Annotated in this window: 21 protein-coding genes, 1 tRNA gene and 2 pseudogenes; 9 read left to right on the top strand and 15 right to left on the bottom strand. The window is 69.7% G+C overall.

Going from position 1 to position 22174, the window contains the following annotated elements:
* Positions 1 to 4: 4 nt before the first annotated feature.
* The 4 genes and pseudogenes from ugpE to GE300_RS15340 all read right to left on the bottom strand — a co-directional run bounded on the left by ugpE (position 5) and on the right by GE300_RS15340 (position 4180).
* The gene (gene ugpE / locus GE300_RS15355; protein WP_154447784.1) at positions 5 to 841 is read right to left on the bottom strand and encodes a sn-glycerol-3-phosphate ABC transporter permease UgpE; all 837 of its coding nucleotides are present in this window, start codon (positions 839 to 841) and stop codon (positions 5 to 7) included.
* 65 nt (positions 842 to 906) lie between these two features.
* Positions 907 to 1788 (bottom strand): sn-glycerol-3-phosphate ABC transporter permease UgpA, encoded by an 882-nt coding sequence (gene ugpA, locus GE300_RS15350; protein ID WP_154447629.1) that lies wholly within the window; start codon positions 1786 to 1788, stop codon positions 907 to 909.
* Positions 1789 to 1860: 72 nt separating this feature from the next.
* Positions 1861 to 3171, bottom strand: a pseudogene (ugpB, locus tag GE300_RS15345) (sn-glycerol-3-phosphate ABC transporter substrate-binding protein UgpB).
* A gap of 151 nt (positions 3172 to 3322) precedes the next feature.
* Entirely contained in the window at positions 3323 to 4180 is an 858-nt protein-coding gene (locus tag GE300_RS15340; protein WP_233417078.1) for a DeoR/GlpR family DNA-binding transcription regulator, read from the bottom strand.
* Between the two features lie 228 nt (positions 4181 to 4408).
* Between GE300_RS15340 and GE300_RS15335 the strand changes: the two genes are divergently transcribed.
* The 3 genes from GE300_RS15335 to betB all read left to right on the top strand — a co-directional run bounded on the left by GE300_RS15335 (position 4409) and on the right by betB (position 8087).
* Positions 4409 to 6064 carry a Na/Pi cotransporter family protein gene (locus GE300_RS15335; RefSeq protein ID WP_154447624.1) on the top strand — a complete coding sequence of 552 codons (1656 nt, stop codon included), beginning with the start codon at positions 4409 to 4411 and terminating at the stop codon, positions 6062 to 6064.
* Positions 6065 to 6108: 44 nt separating this feature from the next.
* A complete protein-coding gene (locus GE300_RS15330; protein WP_154447621.1) occupies positions 6109 to 6567 on the top strand; it encodes an NUDIX hydrolase in 459 nt (152 codons plus the stop codon).
* Positions 6568 to 6644: 77 nt separating this feature from the next.
* Entirely contained in the window at positions 6645 to 8087 is a 1443-nt protein-coding gene (betB, locus tag GE300_RS15325; protein ID WP_154447619.1) for a betaine-aldehyde dehydrogenase, read from the top strand.
* Between the two features lie 10 nt (positions 8088 to 8097).
* Here the strand turns inward: betB and GE300_RS15320 are convergent, their stop codons facing one another.
* The 6 genes from GE300_RS15320 to pdxH all read right to left on the bottom strand — a co-directional run bounded on the left by GE300_RS15320 (position 8098) and on the right by pdxH (position 11547).
* Complete coding sequence (locus GE300_RS15320) at positions 8098 to 8304, bottom strand: hypothetical protein (protein ID WP_154447617.1); 207 nt, start codon at positions 8302 to 8304, stop codon at positions 8098 to 8100.
* Between the two features lie 45 nt (positions 8305 to 8349).
* Positions 8350 to 9123, bottom strand: coding sequence for an SDR family oxidoreductase (locus GE300_RS15315; protein ID WP_154447615.1), 774 nt, complete (start codon positions 9121 to 9123; stop codon positions 8350 to 8352).
* Between the two features lie 268 nt (positions 9124 to 9391).
* Positions 9392 to 9468 (bottom strand) — tRNA-Pro (locus tag GE300_RS15310).
* 41 nt (positions 9469 to 9509) lie between these two features.
* A complete protein-coding gene (locus GE300_RS15305) occupies positions 9510 to 9998 on the bottom strand; it encodes a DUF192 domain-containing protein (protein WP_154447613.1) in 489 nt (162 codons plus the stop codon).
* On the bottom strand, positions 9995 to 10489 hold the full coding sequence (locus GE300_RS15300) for a cold-shock protein (RefSeq protein WP_325063264.1): 495 nt from the start codon (positions 10487 to 10489) through the stop codon (positions 9995 to 9997). The genes GE300_RS15305 and GE300_RS15300 overlap by 4 nt, the downstream gene beginning before the upstream one ends.
* Positions 10490 to 10944: 455 nt before the next feature.
* Positions 10945 to 11547 carry a pyridoxamine 5'-phosphate oxidase gene (gene pdxH, locus GE300_RS15295; RefSeq protein WP_154447609.1) on the bottom strand — a complete coding sequence of 201 codons (603 nt, stop codon included), beginning with the start codon at positions 11545 to 11547 and terminating at the stop codon, positions 10945 to 10947.
* Positions 11548 to 11637: 90 nt separating this feature from the next.
* Between pdxH and fabI the strand changes: the two genes are divergently transcribed.
* The 3 genes from fabI to GE300_RS15280 all read left to right on the top strand — a co-directional run bounded on the left by fabI (position 11638) and on the right by GE300_RS15280 (position 13889).
* Positions 11638 to 12465, top strand: a complete 828-nt coding sequence (fabI, locus tag GE300_RS15290; RefSeq protein ID WP_154447607.1) for an enoyl-ACP reductase FabI — start codon at positions 11638 to 11640, stop codon at positions 12463 to 12465.
* Complete coding sequence (gene gpt, locus GE300_RS15285) at positions 12462 to 12968, top strand: xanthine phosphoribosyltransferase (RefSeq protein WP_154447605.1); 507 nt, start codon at positions 12462 to 12464, stop codon at positions 12966 to 12968. Before fabI ends, gpt begins: the two co-directional genes overlap by 4 nt.
* Before the next feature lie 84 nt (positions 12969 to 13052).
* Positions 13053 to 13889 (top strand): MBL fold metallo-hydrolase, encoded by an 837-nt coding sequence (locus tag GE300_RS15280; protein ID WP_233417077.1) that lies wholly within the window; start codon positions 13053 to 13055, stop codon positions 13887 to 13889.
* Positions 13890 to 14056: 167 nt separating this feature from the next.
* Here GE300_RS15280 and GE300_RS15275 read toward each other — a convergent pair whose 3' ends face one another.
* The 5 genes from GE300_RS15275 to GE300_RS23730 form a co-directional block, all read right to left on the bottom strand.
* Entirely contained in the window at positions 14057 to 15442 is a 1386-nt protein-coding gene (locus GE300_RS15275; protein WP_154447600.1) for a TRAP transporter large permease, read from the bottom strand.
* Positions 15443 to 15448: 6 nt separating this feature from the next.
* The gene (locus GE300_RS15270; protein WP_154447598.1) at positions 15449 to 16192 is read right to left on the bottom strand and encodes a TRAP transporter small permease; all 744 of its coding nucleotides are present in this window, start codon (positions 16190 to 16192) and stop codon (positions 15449 to 15451) included.
* Positions 16193 to 16267: 75 nt separating this feature from the next.
* Positions 16268 to 17269 carry a TRAP transporter substrate-binding protein gene (locus tag GE300_RS15265; RefSeq protein WP_154447596.1) on the bottom strand — a complete coding sequence of 334 codons (1002 nt, stop codon included), beginning with the start codon at positions 17267 to 17269 and terminating at the stop codon, positions 16268 to 16270.
* Positions 17270 to 17490: 221 nt separating this feature from the next.
* On the bottom strand, positions 17491 to 18123 hold the full coding sequence (locus GE300_RS15260; protein ID WP_154447594.1) for a sigma-54-dependent Fis family transcriptional regulator: 633 nt from the start codon (positions 18121 to 18123) through the stop codon (positions 17491 to 17493).
* On the bottom strand, positions 18120 to 18749 hold the full coding sequence (locus GE300_RS23730; RefSeq protein ID WP_325063263.1) for a sensor histidine kinase: 630 nt from the start codon (positions 18747 to 18749) through the stop codon (positions 18120 to 18122). Before GE300_RS23730 ends, GE300_RS15260 begins: the two co-directional genes overlap by 4 nt.
* On the opposite strand from GE300_RS23730, the gene GE300_RS23125 reads away from it, so the two are divergent.
* From GE300_RS23125 to GE300_RS15245, 3 genes and pseudogenes are all read left to right on the top strand, one after another.
* Complete coding sequence (locus GE300_RS23125) at positions 18675 to 19379, top strand: hypothetical protein (protein WP_233417076.1); 705 nt, start codon at positions 18675 to 18677, stop codon at positions 19377 to 19379. The two genes, GE300_RS23730 and GE300_RS23125, sit on opposite strands and share 75 nt — an antisense overlap.
* A gap of 343 nt (positions 19380 to 19722) precedes the next feature.
* On the top strand, positions 19723 to 20868 hold the full coding sequence (locus tag GE300_RS15250) for a trans-sulfuration enzyme family protein (protein WP_154447590.1): 1146 nt from the start codon (positions 19723 to 19725) through the stop codon (positions 20866 to 20868).
* Positions 20869 to 20870: 2 nt separating this feature from the next.
* Positions 20871 to 22081 (top strand): annotated as a pseudogene (locus tag GE300_RS15245) (cytochrome P450).
* Positions 22082 to 22174 lie beyond the last annotated feature (93 nt).

The following is a 22174-nucleotide window of genomic DNA, read 5'->3' as shown; positions in this document are numbered from 1 at the left end:
AATTCTACTTCTCGCTTTCCACCAGACCACGGATGAACAGGCGCTGCATCGAGATCACGACGATGATCGGCGGCACCATCGCCAGGATCGACGTCGCCATGATCACCGGCCAGTCTGCGACGTCGTCGCCCGAGGGGAACATCTGCTTGATGCCCATGACGATGGTGTTCATCGACGGGTCGGTGGTGATCAGCAGCGGCCACAGGTACTGGTTCCAGCCGTAGATGAACAGGATCACGAACAGCGCCGCGATGTTGGTCCGGCTCATCGGCAGCAGGATGTCCCAGAAGAACCGCATCGGCCGGGCACCGTCGATGCGCGCCGCCTCGGCCAGCTCGTCCGGCACGGTCAGGAAGAACTGCCGGAACAGGAACGTGGCCGTGGCGCTGGCGATCAGCGGAAAGATCAGCCCGGAATAGCTGTTGAGCATGCCGAAGCTGGCCGCGACCTCGTAGGTGGGCACGATCCGCACCTCGACCGGCAGCATCAGCGTCAGGAAGATCAGCCAGAAGAACACGCGCCGGCCCGGAAAGCGGAAATAGACGATGGCGAACGCCGACAGCAGCGAGATCACGATCTTGCCGAGCGCGATGCCCAGCGCCATCACCGCCGAGTTGAACAGCATCAGCGCGACAGGAGCGTTGATCCCCGAGGTCAGCGCCTTGCCATAGTTCTCGAAGAACCGGTCGCCGGGCCACAGCGGCATCGGCGGGCGCACGATCTCGGGCTGGGTGACGGTCGAGGCGACGAAGGCCAGCCAGATCGGGAAGAAGATGAACAGCACGCCCAGGATCAGCCCCAGATGGGTCAGCCACAGGCCGGCGCCGCGCTTCTCGACCATGCCGTCGGGCTGGGCCTTCGGCTTTTTCGGCGGCACTTCGGCCGCGAGCGGATCGGCGGGCGTGGTCAATAGTGCACCCTCCGTTCGATGTACTTGAACTGGATCACCGTCAGCACGCTGACCACCACCAGCAGGATCACCGACTGCGCCGCCGACGAGCCCAGGTCCTGGCCGACGAAGCCGTCGGCGAACACCTTGTAGACCAGGATCGTCGTCGCCTGCTGCGGCCCGCCCGAGGTGATCGTGTGAATGACGCCGAAGGTCTCGAAGAAGGCGTAGACCACGTTCACCACCAGCAGGAAGAAGGTCGTCGGCGACAGCAGCGGAAAGACGATGGTGCGGAACCGGGTCCAGAAACGCGCGCCGTCGATGGCGGCGGCCTCGATCACGCTTTTCGGGATCGCCTGCAGCCCGGCGAGGAAGAACAGGAAGTTGTAGCTGATCCGCCCCCAGGCGGACGCCACCACGACCAGGCCCATCGCCTCGCCCTCGTTCAGCACGTGGTTCCAGTCGTAGCCCAGCAGGCCGAGGTACCAGGTGACGACGCCGACGCGGGTGTTGAACATGAACAGCCACAGCACGCCGGCCACCGCCGGGGCGACCGCGTAGGGCCAGATCAGCAGCGTCCGGTAGGTGCCCGAGCCCTTGATCAGCCGGTCGGCCAGCACCGCCAGGTAGAGCGCGACGCCCATCGAGACGACGGTGACCAGGCTCGAGAAGATCGCCGTGGTGACGAACGAGGCGCGGTAGTACGGGTCGGACAGCAGGAACTCGAAATTGCCCAGCCCGACGAACCGCATCGACAGGCCGAACGGATCGGGAATGAACAGCGACTGCCAGATCGCCTGCCCCGCCGGGTAGAAGAAGAACACCGCGGTGACCACGATCTGTGGCAGGACCAGCAGCAGCGGCAGCAGCACGCCCTGGAAGGTGACTCGCTTCTCCATGCGTTCGGTCCCGGTTGCCTGTAGCTGGGGCGCCGGCCCGGCGCGATGCCGGGGCCGGCGCGGTGCGGGGTGTCAGCGGCTGGCGGATTCGAACCGGCGCAGCAGCTGGTTGCCGCGCTCGACGGCGCTGTTCAGCGCCTCCTCGGCGGACTTGTCGCCGGACCAGACGGCCTCCAGTTCCTCGTCGATGATGCCGCGGATCTGGTCGAACGAGCCCAGCCGCAGCCCCTTCGAATTCGCCGTCGGCTCGTTCGCGGTCATCTGCTGCACCGCGACGTCGGTGCCCGGGTTCTCGTCGTAGAAGCCGGCCTCGCGGGTGGCTTCGGCCGCCGCCGAGGTGATCGGCAGATAGCCGGTGTCCTGGTGCCACTTGGCCTGGATCTCGGGCGAGGACAGGAAGTTCAGGAACTCGGCCACGCCCTGGTACTCGTCGTCCTCGTGTCCTTCCATCACCCACAGCGAGGCGCCGCCGATGATGGTGTTCTGCGGCGCGCCGTCGACGCCCTCCCAGTAGGGCAGCGGGCGCACCTCGAAATCGAACTCGGCCTCGGCCTTGATACCGGCGTAGCCGGCCGAGCTTTCGGTGAACAGCGCGCATTCGCCGGCGCGGAAGTTGGCCCCGCCCTCGTTGCGGCGGCCGGCATAGACGAACTTGCCCTCCTGTGCCCATTCACCCATCTGCGCGATGTGCTGCACCTGCACCGGGCCGTTGAACGCCAGCTCGGTGTCCAGCCCGGCGAAACCGTTCTCCTGCGTCGCGAACGGCACGTCGTGATAGGCCGACAGGTTCTCGAGATGGATCCAGCTTTGCCAGGCGGTGGTCATCGGGCAGCCGTGCCCGGCCTCCTTCAGCTGGTCCAGCACCGCATCGACCTACTGCCAGGTGGACAGGTCGGTGTCGGGATCGATCCCGGCGCCTTCCAGCGCGTCGCGGTTCACCCACAGCACCGGGGTCGAGGAATTGAACGGCATCGACAGCATCTCGCCGTCGGTATTGGTGTAGTAGCCCTTGACCGAGCCGATGTAGGCGTCCGGGTCCCAGTCCAGCCCGGCGCCGCTCAGCAACTCGTGCACCGGCCGCACCGCGCCCTGCGCCGACATCATCGTCGCGGTGCCGACCTCGAACACCATCAGGATGTGCGGCTGCTCGCCGGCGCGAAAGGCGGCGATGCCGGCGTTCAGCGTCTCGGAATAGTTGCCCTTGTGGGTGGCGTTCACGACATAGCTGTCCTGGCTTTCGTTGAACGTCTGCACCTGCTCGGCCACCAGCTCGCCCAGACGCCCGGTGAAGGCGTGCCAGAACTCGATCTCGGTCTGCGCCGCGGCGGGGACCGCCCCCGACGCCAGCAACGCGCACCCCAGCGCGGTGATCCTGGTTTTCATGTCATCCTCCCTACTTGCGCGTGAAATCCGCGCTTTGCCAAACCTAGCAGACAACCGGCCCGTCCCGCATCCGCGGCGCGAAGCGATGCCGGGTCGCACAGCCGCGGCATCGCCTGCGGCCGGACTTCGTTCTCCGGTTTCAATTGATCCATCAGGCCGCGATTGCCACCTCCACCCCCGCGGCGTCCAGCGCGGCGCGCAGCTCCGGGTCCGGTTCGCTGTCGACGATCACCGAGTCGAAGGCATCGAACCCGGTGACATGCGCCAGACCGTGGCGGCCGAACTTCTGCGCGTCGATCAGCAGATGCGCGCGTCCGCCCCGGCGCAGCATGGCGCGCTTGACGGCGGCGTAGCCGCGGACGCTTTCGCACGGCCCCTCGACGGTGACGCCGAACGCGCCGATCAGGCAGAGGTCGACGTGCAGCCGGTCGATGAACTCGACGGTGTCGGTGCCGACCACGGCGGATTCCGGCGGCAGGTAGTCGCCCGGACACAGGATCACCTCGGCCGCCGCGCTGTGGCCCAGCGCCATGGCCACCGGCAGGCTGTTCGTCACCACCTTGCAGGCGGTGCCCGCCAGCGCCAGGAACCGGGCCGCCTGCAGCGTGGTCGAGCCCGAGTCGATCATCACGCTCTCGCCCGGCCGCACAAGCCCGGCGGCGTGGCGGCCGATCCGCTCGCGTTCCTCGATGCGGGCGCGGTTGCGCTCGTCCAGCGTCGGGTAGTGCGCCAGCTCCGGCGCCGAGGCGCCGCCATGCGCGCGACTGAGCAGCCCGTCGCGGCGCAGTTCCTCGACGTCGCGGCGCACCGTCTCGCCCGAGACGCCGAAGCGCGGCGCCAGCTCGGACAGCCGCACATGCGGCCGCAGCCGAAGCTCGAGCAGGATCTGCTCGCGCCGCTCCGCCTTGCGCAGGCGCTGCCCGGGTTCGGCCGACCTCAGCAGCAGTCCGCCCTCCCTCGCCCGTTGATCGGAATTCCGCGCATGCCTCAGGAATGTGGACTTTCCCAATAATTTGCAAGCACTAATGTTGCATATTGGACATGGCGATGGTGTTGTGCTGGAATACCGACCGGATCGGCGCGGCCGGTTCATGTTCGTCCGTTCCGGGCAGTTGTGCGTCCAGCGAAATTTGAGCGAAAGGCCGTGGATCGTGACCGTGCGAAGCCATGACATCGCGAGTCTCCCTGCCCGCGGCGCGGCGCGCCGGACGCCGGCGCACGGCCGGACACCGCGACCATGATCCTGTTCGCGCTGAACCTTGCCGGCGCGGTGGCACTGCTGCTCTGGGCGGTCCGGCTGATCCGGACCGGCGCCGAACGCGCGTTCCTGAACCGGCTGCGCGCCGGGCTGCGCCGCGCCTCCGGACGGCCGGCGACCGCGTTGCTGGCCGGCACCGCGGCGGCGATGCTGCTGCAAAGCTCGACCGCGGTGGCGATGCTGACGGCCTCGTTCGTCGCCGCCGGATCGCTGTCCGCGGCCGCGGCGCTGGTGATGCTGCTGGGCGCCGACCTCGGCTCGGCGCTGGTCACGCAGATCCTGCTGCTGCCGCTCGGCGCCGCGATCCCGGTGCTGCTGCTGGCCGGGGTGACGCTGTTCCTGCGGGCCCGGCGCCGGGTGCTGCGCCAGGTCGGCCGGATCCTGACCGGCCTCGGGCTGGTGCTGCTGTCGCTGGACATGATCCGCGCCGCGACCGCGCCGCTGCGCGACAGCCAGATCGTGGCGCTGGTGATGGACTACCTGGCGACCGATCCGCTCAGCGCCTTCGCCATCGGCGCGGTGCTGGCGCTGGCGCTGCATTCCAGCGTCGCGGCGGTGCTGGCGTTCGTGACCTTCGTGGCCGAGGGGCTGCTGCCGGTGCCGGCGGCGGCGGCGCTGGTGCTGGGCGCCAACCTGGGCGGCGCCGCCATCCCGGTGCTGCTGACGCTGTCGGCGCCGGCCCCGGCGCGCCGTGTCGCCGTCGGCAACCTGATGCTGCGCGGCGGCGGCGCGATGCTGGCGCTCGGCGCGCTCGCGATCTGGCCCGACGCCGCCGCCGCGCTGGGCGCATCGGCCGCGCGCCAGGTGCTCAACCTGCACCTGGCGTTCAACCTGGCGGTGGCGCTGGCCGGGCTGCCGCTGGTCGGCCCGGTGCTGCGGGCCGTCGGCGCGGTGCTGCCGGACGCCGGTGCCGCGCACAGGCCGCGGATCAGCGCGCTCGACGACCGCGCGCTGACAGCCCCCGAACGGGCGCTGGCCTGCACCGCCCGCGAAGTGCTGCGCATGGGCGAGGCGGTGCAGCAGATGCTGGCCCCGGCGCTGGGCCTGCTCCGCACCTGGGACGACGCCACCGCCGAGCGGATCGCCGCCACCGAGCGCGACGTCGACAGCATGCACTTCGAGATCAAGCTCTACGTCGCCCGCCTGCAGGAAGGCCGGCTGACGCCGGAACAGTCCCGCCGGGCGGTCGACCTGGCGACGATCGCCAACAACCTGGAGGACGCCGGCGACCAGGTGGCGGGAAACCTGCTGGTCATGGCGCGCCGGATGCGCGCCGAAGGGCTGAGCTTTTCCGAGACCGGATGGCGCGACCTGTCCGATTTCCACGACCGGGTACTGTCGAACTCGCAGCTGGCGCTGAACGTGCTGATGACCGGCGACAGCGAGTCGGCGCGGCAGCTGGTCGAGGAAAAGGACCGCACCCGGCAGACCGAGCAACAGCTGCAGGTGCGGCACCTGGAGCGCCTGCGCAAGGGCACGCCGGAGAGCATCGAGACCACGAACATCCACCAGGAGACGGTGCGGGCGTTGAAACAGATCAACACCGCGTTTTCTCTTGTCGCGTACCCCATTGCCAAGGAGGCCGGCGCGCTGTTGTCTAGCCGACTGGTCGCGGCGCCGACGCGACATAGCTGAACAGACAAGACAGGATTGAGCGAACCATCGCAAAAGCAGAGAAAATGACGAAACTGGGCAAGCAGATCGCCGCCCTGCCGATCGGGCGGGACAAGAAGGGACGGCTTCGGGTGCTGATGGTCACCTCGCGCGATACCGGGCGCTGGGTGGTGCCGAAGGGCTGGATGATGGAGGGCACCGAGCCCTGGGCCGCGGCCGAGATCGAGGCGCTGGAGGAAGCCGGCGCCATCGGCTACATCGCGACCGAAAGCATCGGCGTCTACCACTACGACAAGATCCTCGACAACGGCGAGCGGCTGCCGTGCCGGGTCCACGTCTACCCAATGATGATCGAGAAGCTGCGGCGCGACTGGAAGGAGCGGCGCCAGCGCACGCGCCGCTGGTTCAGCCCCGCCAGCGCCGCCAAGCGCGTCGACGAGCCGGAACTGGCCGAGCTGCTGCGCGGCCTCGCCCGCAAGCCGCGCCGCCAGCCGGTGGTGGGCGATCTGCTCAAGGGCAGCTGAGCGGCCGCCGATCGCGCTTGCCCGGACCGCCGCCGCGGCCCATGAAGGGCATGCCGCAGCCGCGCAAGGAGCCGAAGATGACCGATCCCCGCTGCCAGCCCGCCGCCTCGCATTTCGTCGACGGCCGTCCGCTGGAGGACACCGCCGGCACCGCGTTCGAGTCGCGCTACCCCGCGACCGGCGAGGTGATCGCCCGGCTGCACGCCGCGACCGCGGCGGTGATCGACTCGGCGCTGGGCTCGGCACGTTCGGCGCAGGCGGAGTGGGCCGGACTGCCTCCGGCGCAGCGCGGCCGGGTGCTGCGCCGGGCGGCCGACATCATGCGCACGCGCAACCGCGCCCTGTCCGAGCTGGAGACGCTGGACACCGGCAAGCCGATCTCGGAAACGCTGGTCGCCGACGCCGCCAGCGGCGCCGACTGCCTGGAATATTTCGGCGGCCTGGCCGCCACGCTGACCGGCGAGCATATCCCGCTGGGCCGGGACTGGGCCTATACCCGGCGCGAGCCGCTGGGCGTCTGCCTGGGCATCGGCGCGTGGAACTACCCGATCCAGATCGCCAGCTGGAAGGCCGCCCCGGCGCTGGCCTGCGGCAACGCGATGATCTTCAAGCCGTCCGAGGTGACGCCGCTCAGCGCGCTGTCGCTGGCCGGGATCCTGATCGAGGCGGGCGCGCCGCCGGGCCTGTTCAACGTGGTGCAGGGCATGGGCGAGACCGGCGCCGCGCTGGCCGCGCACCCGGACATCGCCAAGGTCTCGCTGACCGGCTCGGTGCCGACCGGGCGCAAGGTGGCCGGCGCCGCCGCCGGGGGGCTGCGGCATGTGACGATGGAACTGGGCGGCAAGTCGCCGATCCTGGTGTTCGACGATGCCGATCTCGAGTCGGCGGTCGAGGCGGCGCTGTGGGGCAACTTCTACTCCACCGGCCAGATCTGCTCGAACGGCACCCGGGTGTTCGTGCAGCGCGGCATCCGGCAAGCGTTCCTCGACCGGCTGGCGCAGCGCACCGCCCGCCTGCGCATCGGCGATCCGCTGGACGAAGCGACCGAGATCGGCCCGCTGGTCAGCGCCGCGCACCGCGAGAAGGTCGCGCGCCACGTCCGACTCGCGGGCGACGAGGGCGCGACCCGCGTGACCCCGCCGCTGGCCCTGCCCGACGGCGACGCCTGGATCTCGCCGGTGGTGTTCGCGGGCGTTACCGATACCATGACCCTGGCGCGCGAAGAGGTCTTCGGCCCGGTGATGGCGGTGCTCGACTTCGCCACCGAGGACGAGGCCGTCGCCCGCGCCAACGCCACCGAATTCGGGCTGGCGGCGGGCGTGTTCACGCGCGATCTGGCCCGCGCGCACCGCGTCGTCGCCCGGCTGCAGGCCGGCACCTGCTGGATCAACGCCTACAACCTGACCCCGGTCGAGATGCCGTTCGGCGGCATGAAGCAGTCCGGCTTCGGGCGCGAGAACGGCCGCGCCGCGATCGAGCACTACAGCCAGCTCAAGTCGGTCTACGTCGGCATGGGCTGAGCGCCACCGGTCACTCGCCCGCCGCCTCGTCTTCGGGCGGGTCGAAGGCGATGAAGAACTGGTGGATGCAGTAAACCGACAGCGCCCCGAACAGCGTCGCCCAGAAAAACGCCCCGCCGGCCAGTTCCACCCCGGTCCAGACCACCGCCACCGCGGTCACCAGCAGGCGCCGCCACACCGGCCGGAACCAGGGATGCTGCAGGTCGAAGAACTTCATGCGGGGCCTCCGGTGCGGGCGCGCGGCGGCCCGAATTGGCTGGAACTACTGCTGATAGGCGCCGGCAACGTTCTGGTCGAAATCGACCAGCGCGCCGGTCATCACCCCCGACACCGGCGACAGCATGAACGCCGCCAGCCGCGCCACCTGCGCCGGCTTGACCAGCATGCCGAACGGCTGCTTCGCCTCGGCCTTCGCCAGCCAGTCGTCGCCGCCGCCGTGGTACTTGCGCTGGATCGCGTCCTCGCCGGGGGTGTCCATCCAGCCGCAGTTGATGCCGTTGACCCGGATGCGGTCGCCGCGCAGCGCGTTCGCGGCATTGCGGGTGATGTTCGACAGCGCCGCCTTCGACGCCGAATACGGCGCCAGGAACGGCTGCCCGCAATGCGCCGACATCGACAGGATGTTGACGATCGACGCGCCGTGGCCGCCCTCGCGCGCAAGCTGCGCCACGCGCTGGATCGCGAAGAACGGCGAGCGGGCGTTGACCGTCATCATCCGGTCCCAGGCCTCGGGCGTGGTGTCGAGGATCGAGCCGCGGTCGGTCGATGCCGCGGCGTTCACCAGCGCGTCGATGCGGCCCATGCTGTGCGCCGCGCGGTCGACCAGCGCGACGATGCCGGCGGTGTCGACCAGATCGGCGGCCATGAACTCTGCCCCCAGCGCCCGCGCCGCCGCCGCGCCCCGGTCCGGGTCGCGCCCGGCCAGCACCAGATGGGAACAGCCCTCGGCCCTGAGCCGCTCGGCAATGGCCAGCCCCAGCCCCTGCGTGCCGCCGATCACCAGCGCGCGCGTGTCCGCGTTCGGCGTGTCGCTCATGCCCCGGTCCCGGCGGTATCGTCGCGAGTCATCTGCCATCCTCCCCGTGTCGGGCGATCATAGGCGCTTGACGGCGGGCGGGTGAAGCCCCCGCGTGCCGGCGGACCCTGCCGCCGGCGCGGGCCCTTCCGCGCGAGGGTCCGGCAGATACGGTCCGGCAGATATGGCCCGTCGGGGATGATCCGCCGGGATGATCCGTCGGGGGTAGTCCGGCAAGGGTGGCGCGGAAGGACAAGGGTGGTGCGGAGAGAATGGCCGCCCGGGGATCTGGTCGGGGCGGCGAGATTCGAACTCACGACCCCCTGTACCCAAAACAGGTGCGCTACCAGACTGCGCCACGCCCCGACCGCTGCCGCAATAGCCGAGTCCGCCACGGGTGAAAAGGTTTAACTTGCCCCGTCGCCGCAGGGCCAGGCGGCGGTCTCGTCGGGGATTGCCGGGTGGCGCAGCTGCGCGCCTTCGGTCAGCCCCAGCAGATCGCTCATGCCGCCGTTGATCTCCAGCACGAAGCGGATGTCGTCGCCGCCGGGGATGCTGTCGGTGGAATAGGGTTCGGCGTTGCGATGGATGCGGCGCACGGTGCCGGTCTCGTCGGCGAACAGCATGTCCAGCGGGATCATCGTGTTCTTCATCCAGAACGCCACCGGTCCGGGCGCCTCGTAGACGAACAGCATGCCGGCGAAGCGCGGCATCTCGGGCCGGTTCATCAGCCCCTGCGCACGTTCCTCGGCGTCGTCGGCGACTTCCACGGCGAACCGGGCGCTGGCGCCGTTCGCACGCACGTCCAGACGATCCGGTGCGCACGCCTCCTGCGCCTGCAGCGGACTCCAGGCCAGCGTTGCGGCGATCAGCGCGATGCCAGCGGCGGTTCTCATCGCTGCCGCGAGGCGCGCATGACCAGCGTCGCGTGATCCCACGAGCGGACCTCGACCGCGGTCTTGCCGCGCGGACCCTGCTTGTGCCGCACGCACACCGCCTCGCCCGGCTGAAGATCGGACAGCCCGTAGAGCCGCAGGATCTCCATGTGCACGAAGATGTCGTCGGGATCGCCGAACGCGTTGACGAAGCCGAAGCCCTTGGCCTTGTCGAACCACTTCACCCGTGCGGCCAGGAACGGCGCGTCGGTCGGCGCCTCGTCCTGCGCGACAACGCCGATTTCCTCGACGTCGGGCGCGGCTTCGATGCAGTGGATCTCGGTGGCCTGCCGGCCCTTGTCGGTCCCCTGCACGTCCATGGTGATCTCGACGCCCTCGGCGACGGAACTCCGGCCGAAGTTGCGCAGGACGTTGGCGTGCAGAAGCACGTCACCGAGATTGTCGTCGACGACGACGAATCCGTAGCCCTTGGTGGAGTCGAACCACTTCACGTGACCCTTTATCATTTACCAGCCCTGATCCCGTTCACGGTATTGATCACTAGGCAGTGCCTGTTCCCGTTACGAGCCCGAAAACCCATGCGCGAACCGACCCCCCGAAGCACCACCAGACAAATGCGGCCAACAAGCGGCCAACACCCCCAAACAAGAGCGAACACCTTTCCGTAACCCGCTCTACGTTAACACATTCATTTCATACCATGGATTGGAAGGGGGCGACGTGCCGACAAAGCAAATCGCGCCTGAGAAGCCACATTTTTCCACTTCAGGTTGAATGGCGTTAATGTGTCGCAGCTTCAGGACACAGTTTGCTGCAAAATTGTAACAGATGACGCGACGCCCTTCCGCTGGCGGACCGGCGCTGTCGCTGCGCGCACGGGGCACCGGCATTCCGGCCGCTGCAAAAACGCAGCGCCCGAATCGTCGGCGACGATTCGCCGGCCAAATCAGGGATTCAGCCGCGTAACGCGCCAGCTGTCGCCGTCGCGCACCCATTCGAAGCGGTCATGCAGCCTGTTGGCGCCGTCAGCCCAGAATTCCAGGCAATCGGGCCGAAGGACGTAGCCGCCCCAATGCGGCGGACGTGGCGGGTTTTCGCCGAAACGAGCCGCCATTTCCGCAACGCGGGCCTCCAGGGTGGCCCGATCCTGCAGCGGCCGGGACTGCTGCGACGCCCAGGCGCCCAGCCGGCTGCCCAGATCGCGGCTGGCGAAATAGGCGTCCGATGCCGCCGGGTCCTGGCGGCTGACGGTGCCGCGCGCGCGCACCTGCCGGCGCAGGCTCTTCCAGTGGAACAGCACCGCCGCCTTGCCGGAATTGTCCAGTTCCCCGGCCTTGCGGCTCTGGTAATTGGTGTAGAACGTCAGACCGCCGTCGGCGATGCCCTTCAGCAGCACGGTGCGCACGTTCGGCAGGCCGGTCGCGTCGACCGTCGCCAGCGCCATCGCGACGGGATCGTTCGGCTCGCTGCGCCCGGCTTCTTCCAGCCAGTTCCGGAGCAGCGCGAACGGATCCTCGGCGGCGAAAATCCCCTGCCTGTCGTCAGCCATCTCGCCCCCCTCCGCGCGCAACGCGCCTTGCGGCCTTGATAATATTCCCATAGACCCTTCGCAAACGTATTGCGGGCTTAAGGGGGTCACATGACACAGGGTCTGTTGCAGGGAAAGCGCGGGCTGATCATGGGGCTGGCGAACGACAAGTCGATTGCCTGGGGGATCGCGCAGGTCTGCCACGCACAGGGCGCCGAGCTTGCATTCACCTACCAGGGCGAGATGATGGGCAAGCGGGTCAAGCCGCTGGCCGAGCAGGTCAGCAGCGACATGCTGATCCCCTGCGACGTCACCGACGAGGGGTCGATCGACGCCGCCTTCGACGCCGTGGCGCGGAAATGGGGCAAGATCGACTTCCTGGTCCACGCCATCGCGTTCTCGGACAAGAACGAGTTGCGCGGCCGGTATGTCGATACCAGCTTCGCCAACTTCCAGTTGACCATGAACGTGTCGGTCTACTCCTTCACCGCGGTCGCGCAGCGCGCCGAGAAGATGATGGACGACGGCGGCTCGATGCTGACGCTGACCTACTATGGCGCCGAGAAGGTGCTGCCGCATTACAACGTCATGGGCGTCGCCAAGGGCGCGCTCGAGGTGTCGGTGCGCTACATGGCGATGGACCTCGGGCCGCGGAACATCCGCGTCAACGCGCTGTCGGCCGGGCCGATCCGCACCCTGGCCGCCTCGGGGATCGGCGACTTCCGCTACATCCTGAAGTGGAACCAGCTGAACGCGCCCCTGCGCCGCAACGTCACCCAGCACGACGTCGGCAAGTCCGCGCTGTACCTGCTGTCGGACCTGTCCTCGGGAGTCACCGGCGAGGTGCACCACGTCGATGCCGGCTACAACATCATCGGCATGAAGGCCGAGGACGCGCCCGACATCGACGTCGCCACCGGCCGGAAGACCGCCGAATGACCGACCGGCTGCCGCACGAGAAGGGGTTCCACATCTCCTGGGACCAGATCCACCGGGACGCGCGCGCGCTGGCCTGGCGGCTGGAAAAGGAAGGCCCCGGCCCCGGCGGCGAATGGCGCGCGGTGGTGGCGATCACCCGCGGCGGCATGGCGCCGGCGATGATCGTCGCGCGCGAGCTGGACATCCGCACCGTCGACACGATCAGCGTGAAGTCCTACGACCACCAGACCCAGTCCGAGGCGCGGGTGCTGAAAAGCCCCGACGCCGCGCTGATGGGCGACGGCGAGGGCGTGCTGATCGTCGACGACCTGGTCGACAGCGGCCGGACGCTGGAACTGGTGCGCCAGCTTTATCCCAAAGCGCATTTCGCCACCATCTACGCCAAGCCCAAGGGCCGGCCGATGGTCGACACCTTCATCACCGAGGTCAGCCAGGACACCTGGATCTTCTTTCCCTGGGACATGGCGCTGCAATACGTCGAGCCGTACCGCGGCAACGACTGATCCCGTTCCCCCTCACCGGTTCGTGAACTCCCTGGCCGCCGGTCGATGGCACACTGGCGGCGCAATTCGCATTGGGGGAAAATCATGAAACGCATTATGCCCGGCTGCGCCGCGCTCGTCCTGCTGTGCGGCGCCGCCGCGGCCCAGGACGACGCGACACGGTCGATCACGCAGGTGACCGACGACGTCTACCGGTTCGACAACAATTTCCACGTCAGCTGGTTCGCGATCACCGACGAGGGCGTCGTGGTCGGCGATCCGATCAACCAGGCCGCCGCCGAGTGGCTCAAGGCGCAGATCGCCGAGCGCACCGACCAGCCGGTGCGCTACATGATCCTCAGCCACAGCCACGGCGACCACGCCAGCGGCGGCCAGGTGTTCGAGGACACCGCCGAGGTGGTCGCCCACGAGAACGCCACCGCCCATGTCGAGGCCGGCGAGGTCGACACCGCGATGCCCGACGTCACCTTTGCCGACACCCACGAATTCAGCCTCGGCGGCAAGACGTTCGAGCTGAACTACCTGGGCGAGGGCGGCCACGGCGACGATCTGATCGCCACGGTGATCCGCCCTGACGACGTCGCCGTCGTGGTCGACGTGGTCAACCCCGAGCGGCTGCCGTACCAGACCATCCCCGCCGCTTCGATCGACGGCTACATCGGCCAGATCCGCGCGGTCGAGGCGCTCGACTTCGAGACCCTGCTGCCCGGCCACTCCAAAACCGGCACCCGCGCCGACGCCACGGCGACGATCGAATACCTGGAACTGCTGCGCCAGCGCGTGCAGGAGCGGCTGGACGCCGGCGACGACCTCGAGCAGATCAAGGCCGCCGTGACCATGCCGGAATACGCCGACTGGGGCAGCTACGAGCAGTTCATCGGCCTCAACGTCGAGGGCATGGTCGGCCACCTGTCCAACTAAGCGGCGCCCCGGCGTCCGTGACGGCGGTTCCGGGGCGCAGCGCCGCTCCGGGCGCGGCTGCACCGATCCCCTGCCCCGCCACCGGGCTGTGCGGCGGGCCCGGCTTGCCACGCCGCCGCGCAGGCCGGAATGGACTTGCGCCCGCGGCACGCGGGCGCGCCGCCGGATCAGCGGATGATCACCTCCGGTCCCATGAAGGTCGTCGGCAGGAAGGTCGACAGCCAGGGAATGTATGTCACCATCACCAGGAACACGACCAGGATCATCAGCCAGGGCGCGGCGGCGCGGACCACCGCCATCAGCGGCATTCCGGCCACGCCCGAGGTCACGAACAGGTTCAGCCCGACCGGCGGCGTGATCATGCCGATCTCCATGTTCACGACCATGATGATGCCCAGGTGGATCGGATCGATGCCCAGTTCGATGGCGATGGGAAAGACCAGCGGCGCGACGATCACGATCAGCCCCGAGGGCTCCATGAACTGCCCGCCGATCAGCAGGATCACGTTGACGATCACCAGGAACATCACCGACCCGAACCCGGCCGACAGCATCGCGCCGGCGATCTGCTGCGGGATCTGCTCGTCGGTCAGCACGTGCTTCAGGATCAGCGCATTGGCGATGATGAACAGCAGCGTGATGGTCAGCTTTCCGGCCTCGAACAGCGTGTCGCGGGTGTCCGGGTGCACCCAGGCCGTCAGCAGCGCATAGGGCCGCTGATAGAGCGGGATCGGCGTCGCCGTCGGATCGTCCTCGTCGGGCTTCAGCGGCCCCATGTCGCGATAGACGAAACTGGCGATCAGGAAGGCGTAGACCGCCGCCACCGCCGCCGCCTCGGTCGGGGTGAAGATGCCGCCATAGATCCCGCCCAGGATGATGACGATCAGGAACAGGCCCCAGCCGGCGCGCACCCCGGTCTCGAGGATCTCGTCGAACCCCTTCCACTCGCCCCGCGGCATGTCGCGCCAGCGCGCATAGACATAGATCGCCACCATCAGCATGGTGCCGGCAAGGATGCCCGGGATGACCCCGGCCAGGAACATCCGCCCGACCGAGACGTCGGTGGCGGCGGCGTAGACCACCATCACGATCGACGGCGGGATCAGGATCCCCAGCGTGCCCGCGTTGCAGATCACGCCCGCGGCGAACTCCTTGGAATAACCGACCTTCTGCATCCCGGCGATCACGATCGAGCCGATCGCCACCACCGTCGCCGGGCTGGACCCCGACAGCGCCGCGAACAGCATGCAGGCGAACACGCCGGCGATCGCCAGCCCGCCGGGGAAATGGCCGACGCAGGCGATCGAGAAGTCGATGATCCGCCGCGCGACGCCGCCGGTGGACATGAACGACGAGGCCAGGATGAAGAACGGGATCGCCAGCAGCGTGTAGTGCCCGGCCATCGCCTGGAACAGCGTCTGCGCGATCGACGCCAGCGAGGTGTCGCTGAGCACCAGCAGGAACAGGATCGAGCTGAGCCCCAGCGCGATCGCGATCGGCACACCGATCATCAGGAACCCGATCACCATCAGGAACAGGACAAGGACTTCCATGCGGTGCTATTCCTTTTCCGCGCGGGCCGCGGCGAGATGCTCGATCGCCTCCTCGGCCTCGTGGCTGACGATCAGGCTGTCGCGCTGGCCGCGCAGCACCTGCACGAACGCCTGGGCGACGCGCAGCAGCAGCAGCGCCGCGCCCAGCGGCAGGATGGTGTAGGGGATGAACCGCGGCATCTTCTCGTATTGCTCGCCCTCGTTCAGCCAGCCCTCGAAGAAGCGCAGGAAGCCGGGCATCGGGACGTCGTTGGTCTCGTACCAGGATTTCACCAGAAAACCCGGGTCCTGAAAGCCGGTGGGGAACCAGCGGCCGGTGGTCTGCGGCAGGTTGACGAAGTTCGCCCAGTAGTCCCAGGCGCCCTTCATCAGCAGCGCCGCGTAGACCAGGCAGCACAGCCCGGCCAGCACCGCCATCGCCTGCTTGGCGGTGCGCGGCAGCACGTTGATCAGCGCGTCCACGCCCAGGTGCGCGGTCACCTTCACGCAGTAGCTGACCCCGAACAGCACCAGCCAGGCGAACAGGAAGCTGGTCGCCTCCAGCCCCCAGATCAGCGAGCCGGGCAGATCGACGCCCGCGGCATCCTCGAACCAGCGGCCGAGGTCGGAGTTGAACCCGTAGCGGATCACCACGTTGACGAAGGTGATCAGCGTCATCGCGCCCAGGATCACGGCGATCGCCGTCTCCTCGATGGTGTTGACGGCGCGCCCCAGGGGCGTGTGCGGCTGGTAGCGACCGTGGGCCGACATCGGGATCCTCCCGCTGCGTGTTGTTGGATGGCCCCGCCGCAGGGACGGGGCCACCGGTCTTTCTTGCAGCGCGGATCAGTTGATCGCGTTGGCTTCCTGCGCGGCGGCGATGTTGTCGGCGCCGACATCGGCCTCGAACTGCGCCCAGACCGGCTTCATCGCGTCGACCCAGGCCTGGCGCTGCGCCTCGTCCAGTTCGCGGATCGTGGCGCCGGCGTCCAGGATCGCCTGCCGCGCCTCCTGGTTCACCTGCGCCGACTCGGCGTTGCGCTCGTCCGAGACCTCTTTCAGGATCGTGGCCAGCTGCGTGCGGACGTCCTCGTCCAGCCCGTTCCACCACTCGGTCGAGACCACGACCAGATAGTCGATGATGCCGTGGTTGGTCTCGGTGATGCCGTCCTGCACCTCGAAGAACTTCTGGCCGTAGATGTTGGACCAGGTGTTCTCCTGGCCGTCGACGACGCCGGTCTGAAGCGCGCCGTAGACCTCGCTGAACGCCATCGGCTGCGGGCTGGCGCCGATCGCCTCCATCTGCGCCTGCAGCACTTCCGAGGGCTGCACCCGGAACTTCAGCCCCTCGGCGTCGCTGGGCAGCAGCAGCGGCTTGTTGGCCGACATCTGCTTCATGCCATTGTGCCAGAACTCCAGCCCCAGCAGGCCGCGGCGGGTCATCGACTCCTTCATCGCCTTGCCGGTCTCCGAGGTCTGGAAGGCGTCGACGGCGTTGACGTCCTTGAACATGAACGGCAGGTCGAACAGGCGGAACTGCTTGGTGAACTTCTCGAACTTCGACAGCGACGGCGCGGCCATCTGCACGTCGCCCTGCAGCATCGCCTCGAGCACCTGGTCGTCGTTGTAGAGCGTCGAGTTCGGGAACACCTCGACGCAGGCCTTGCCGTCCATCTCCTCGTTCACCCGCTTCTGGAACAACGACGCGGCGATCCCCTTCGGGTGCCGGTCGGTATTGGTGACGTGGCTGAACTTGATGACGATCTCGCCTTCCTCGCAGGCGGCCATCGCCGGCGCCGCGGACAGCATCACCGCCGCCAGCGCAGCGGCACTCAGAACATGTTTCATGTCGCTCTCTCCCTAGAAACAGCCCCCGGTTCGGCCGGGGCGCGACCCCAGTCTAGCGGGCGCGGGTCCGACTGCGAGGCCGCCGGGCCCGCGGCGCGCCCCGCAGACAGATTCAGCATATATCGCAATGGCTTGCCGAATCGCGCCTGCCCTGTGCAGGGCCCGGCCCGCTGCCGATCTGTGCGGAATTCCGCACAACACCGGTCCGAATCAAGCCCGGATCAGTCGCCGGTCCGATACGCCGCCGGATCGATGCCGTGCCGCTTGAACTTGTCGTAGAGCGTCTTGCGCGGCAGCTGCAGCGCCTCGGCCACCGCCTGCACCCGGCCGCGGTGCGTGCGCAGCGCCGCCTCGATCAGGTGTTTCTCGACCGCCTCCATCTTGCGCGCCAGCCCGGCGCCGCCGGCGTCGCGCTCGACCGCCGCCGCCAGCGTCCGTTCGGCCAGCAGGCGGCGGTTCTGCAGCACCAGCGCGCGCAGCGCGCCCGCGCGCGCCACCCGCTCGATCAGCGCCCGCGGCGCACAGGGCTTCTCGAGGAAATCGTAGGCGCCGCCGGACATCGCCCGCACCGCCATCGGAATGTCGCCGTGCCCGGTCATCACGATCACCGGGATCTCCGGATCGATCGTCTGTGCCCGCGCCAGCAGGTCCAGACCGTCCTTGCCGGGCATGCACACGTCGGTGACGACAACGCCGGCGAAGCCGGGACCGAGGTGGTCGGTGGCCTCGATGAACGACTTGCAGGCGGTGACCCGGAAGCCCGCCAGATCCAGCGCCTGGCCCAGCGCCTCGCGCACGTCGGCATCGTCGTCGACCAGCAGCACCCGGACCGGTCGCGGCGGATCGGCGCTCATGCCGCCGCCGCGTCGCCGCGCGCGGCGGGCAGGTCGATGGTGAACATCGCGCCGCCGCCGTCGCAGTTCTCGGCGCGGATGTCGCCGCCGAAGCTCTGCACGATCCCGTACGAGATCGACAGCCCCAGGCCCAGCCCCGCGCCCACCGGCTTGGTGGTGAAGAACGGATCGAAGATCCGGTCCGGGTCGGTCAGCCCGGGGCCGCTGTCGCGCACCGTCAGGCGCACGCGCCCGTCCCGCACCGCGGCGCCGATGCGGACGTGGCGCGGGCCGTCCTGGCCCTCCATCGCGTCGATCGAGTTCGACACCAGGTTGATCAGCACCTGTTGCAGCCGCACCCGGCCGCCGTGCACCGCCGGCACCGGCCCGTCCGGCGCCTCGACGGCCGCCCCGGCGGCGGCGATGCGCGGCGCCAGGATCTCGAGCGCGTCGGCGATCACCGTCGCCAGGCTGACGTCCGCCGCCGGCTCGGCCTCGTTGCGGGCGAAGGCGCGCAGGTTGCGGATGATGCGCGCGGCGCGCTCGGCGATGCAAACGACCGGATCCTCGGCGTGCTGGCGGTGAAGCTGGACCTGCCGGGCTTCGAGGCCGAGTGGACGGCGGACCCGGCGACGGTGTTCTTCCACGACCGGCGCGGGGTGATCTTCCTGGCGAACCGCGACGCGCTGGTGATGCGCGCGCTGGGCCCGCTGGGACCGACCCCGCCCGAGCGTTTCGGCGACGCGCGGCAGTATTCGGGATTGCAGCCCGCGCCGCTGCCGCCGCAGCAGACGCGGCAGCTGCACGGCCGGCCGCTGTGGCTGCGCGATGTCGCGGACGTGCCCGGCCGCGCCTTGTGGCTGTCGCGGCCGGTGCCGACCGTTGGGCTGACCGCGAACGCGCTGATCGGCACCGCCGAGGCGTCGGCGCAGGCGGTGCTGTGGGGCGCGCTGGGGGCGGCGGTCGGCGGCATCCTGTGCCTGGCGTGGGCGATCGTGCTGCTGCGGCGGCGCGCGTGGCAGCGGCAGCTGGCCGCCGAGGAGGCCGCCAACCAGCGGCTCGAGGCGCAGGTTGCCGCCCGGACCACGGCGCTGAGCCAGGCCAACGCGCGGCTGCGCGGCGAGATCGCCGACCGCGTCGCCGCCGAGGCGCGGCTGCGTGCGGTCCAGGGCGCTCCAGCTGCCAGTTCGAGGCGGCGATGGTCGTGCCGTCGGCGTCCATCAGATAGATGTCGAGCGCGCCCGAGGTATCGGCCACGCTCTGCAGCAGCCGGTTGACCGGCCCCGGTCCGCCGCGCTCCAGCGCCGCCACCACCTGCGGGTGGTGCGACAGCACCGCCGGCAGATAGCGGTAGCGGTCGATCTGCCGGGTCAGACGGTCGGCGGCCAGGGTCAGCAGCGCCTCGCCGCGCTCGTGCAGCCGCGCGACGGTGTCGCGGTGGCCCAGCCAGGCCCCCGCCGCGCCCAGCAGCAGCATCACCGCGATCATTCCCGCCGCGATCGGCGCATAGGCCCGCATGGCTCTCTCCTCCCTGCCCCACAAGGGGCCGCCCCGCCGCATGCTTGTCAAGCGGCGCCGGGCGCGGCACGGTGCGCGCCGAAGCAGCCCGAGGGACGCAAGATGACCGCCAACGACCGCCTCGCCCCCGCCACCCGCGCCGCCCAGGCGCTGCGGATGATCGACGCACGCACCGGCGCGGTGGTGCCGGGGGTCGAGCCCGCCTCGACCTTCGCCCGCGACGAGGCCTACGCCCCGCGCCAGCGCTACATCTACGCCCGCGACGGCGGCCCGACGGTGGAACACGCCGAGGCGGTGCTGGCCAGTCTCGACGGCGCCGCGGACAGCCTGCTGTTCGCCTCCGGCATGGCGGCGCTGGTGACACTGACCGAGACGCTGGCCGCGGGCGACCGCGTCGCCGCGCCGCGGATCATGTACCACGGCGGCCAGAGCTGGCTGTACCGGCTGGCCGAGCGGCGCGGCATCCACCTCGACCTCTACGACCAGGCCGACCCGCTGGGCGCGGCGCGCGCGGTGCGCGGCGACACCGGCTGGCTGTGGGTCGAGACCCCCGCCAATCCCAGCTGGGACGTGGTCGACATCGCCGCCGCGGCGCAGGCCGCGCACGCCGCCGGCGCGCGGCTGCTGGCCGACTGCACCGCCGCGCCGCCCTGCGCGCTGCGGGCGCTCGATCTCGGCGCGGACGTCGCGTTCCACTCCGCCACCAAGTACCTGAACGGCCATTCGGACCTGACCGCGGGCGTGCTGTCGCTGCGCGACGCCGAATTCGCGGCCGAGCTGCGCGGCCTGCGCGCGCTGATGGGCAACGTGCTGTCGGCGTGGGACGCCTGGCTGCTGATCCGCGGGCTGCGCACGCTGTTCATCCGCTGGGAGCGCTCGTCGCAGAACGCGCTGGCCATCGCCCGGCATTTCCGCGGGCACCCGAAGATCGCGCAGGTGCTCTATCCCGGCCTGCCCGGGCATCCCGGCCACGCCGTCGCCGCCGCGCAGATGCAGGGCGGGTTCGGCGGCATGCTGTCGCTGATGGTCACCGGCGACGGCGCCATCGCGCACGACGTCGCCCGGCTCGCCAACGTGTTCCTGCCCGCGACCTCGCTCGGCGGCGTCGAAAGCCTGATCGAGCACCGCAAGGCGGTCGAGGGTCCGCACTCGGTCGTGCCGCCGCAGCTGCTGCGCCTGTCGGTCGGGATCGAGGATGCCGCCGACCTGATCGCCGACCTGGAACAGGCGCTGGAGCGCGCCGGATGAGCCTGCCCCGGCTCACCCAGTCGCCGCGCGAGCCGGCGTTCGTGCAGGACCCCTACCCGTTCTACGCCCGCGCCCGCGCCGCCGGGTCGCTGTTTCACTGGACCGACTACGCCATGCCCTGCGCCGCCGGGCACGCGCTGGTCTCGGCGCTGCTGCGCGACCGCCGCTTCGGCCGCGAGGTGCCGGAAGGCCGCCGCCGCCCGGTTCCCGCGCACCTGGCGCCGTTCCAGGCTATCGAGGAGCACTCGCTGCTGGAACTGGAGCCGCCGGCCCACACCCGCCTGCGCGGGCTGGTGCTGCGCGCCTTCACCTCGCGCCGGATCGCCGGGCTCGGCCCCGAGATCGCGGCGCTGGCGCACCAGTTGATCGACCGCTTCGAGGCGATGAGGTCGAGCTGATCTCGCAATTCGCCGAGCCGCTGCCGGTGATCATCATCGCCCGCCTGATGGGCCTGCCGGACGCGCTGGCGCCGCAGCTGCTGGACTGGTCGCACAAGATGGTCGCCATGTACCAGGCCCGCCGCGACGAGACGGTCGAGCGCGCCGCCGGCCAGGCATCCGCCGAATTCGCCGCCTGCCTGCGCGAGCAGATCGCGGCCCGCCGCCGCACCCCCGGCGACGACCTGCTGTCCGAGCTGATCGCCGCCCGCGCCGACCGGACCAGTGACGACCGGGCTGAAGATGGTAGCGGACATCTGACCGAGGCCGAGATGATCTCCACCGTCGTCCTGCTGCTCAACGCCGGCCACGAGGCCACCGTCCATGCCATCGGCAACGGCACCGCCGCGCTGCTCGCCGCCGGGATCGTTCCCGCGCCGGACAATGCCGAGGCCGTCGCCGAGGAAATCCTGCGCCACGACCCGCCGCTGCACATGTTCACCCGCCATGCCCGGCAGGACGTCGAGATCGCCGGCCACCTTTTCCGCAAGGACGACGAGGTCGGCCTGCTGCTGGCCGCCGCCGGCCGCGACCCCGAGGCGTTCCCCGACCCCGACCGCTTCGATCCGCACCGCCCGGCGCGGCCGGCGCACGCCGCCTTCGGCGCCGGCATCCATTTCTGCGTCGGCGCGCCGCTGGCGCGTGCCGAGCTGGCCATCGCGCTGCCGATCCTCTTCGCCCGTTGCCCCGGCCTCGCTTTCGCCGCGCCGCCGCGCTACGCCGACCGCTATCATTTCCACGGCCTCGCGCGGCTCGATCTGACGATCGCGCCCTGAGCCTTCCACTTTCCGCAAGGGTCTATTCCAGCTCAGCGTCTGAGTGGGTTCATTCTGCACGATCTGAGGAGGATCTTGTAGAGATCCTGATCG

The organism is Halovulum marinum (assembly GCF_009697225.1).
Classification (GTDB): Bacteria; Pseudomonadota; Alphaproteobacteria; order Rhodobacterales; family Rhodobacteraceae; genus Halovulum; species Halovulum marinum.
Note: the sequence above shows the minus strand (reverse complement) of the source record. Positions and strands in the feature narration are given on the sequence as shown.